The following is a 387-nucleotide window of genomic DNA, read 5'->3' as shown; positions in this document are numbered from 1 at the left end:
GACAGCCACACCGACGGCGCCACCGGCGGATCCCACGGCACCACCGGCGGGACCACCGACGGCTGGACCGACGGGACGGACTCGATCCTCGGCGGCAGCCAGGTGCTCGCACCGATCACCGCGCCGATCAACCTGACCGGCAACGCCATCTCCGTCATCGGCGACAGCCACACCGACGGCGCCACCGGCGGATCCCACGGCACCACCGGCGGGACCACCGACGGCTGGACCGACGGGACGGACTCGATCCTCGGCGGCACCCAGGTGCTCGCCCCGATCACCGCGCCGATCAACCTGACCGGCAACGCCATCTCCGTCATCGGCGACAGCCACACCGACGGCGCCACCGGCACCACCGGTGGGACGACCGGCGGCAGCACCGACGGC

The 387-nt window shown here is 73.4% G+C and carries 1 pseudogene; it reads left to right on the top strand.

What is annotated here, in order from left to right:
• Positions 1-387 (top strand): annotated as a pseudogene (locus AC5RVZ_RS32210) (hypothetical protein); the annotation flags it as partial.

Source organism: Arthrobacter sp. Cza30, from assembly GCF_059090765.1.
Note: the sequence above shows the minus strand (reverse complement) of the source record. Positions and strands in the feature narration are given on the sequence as shown.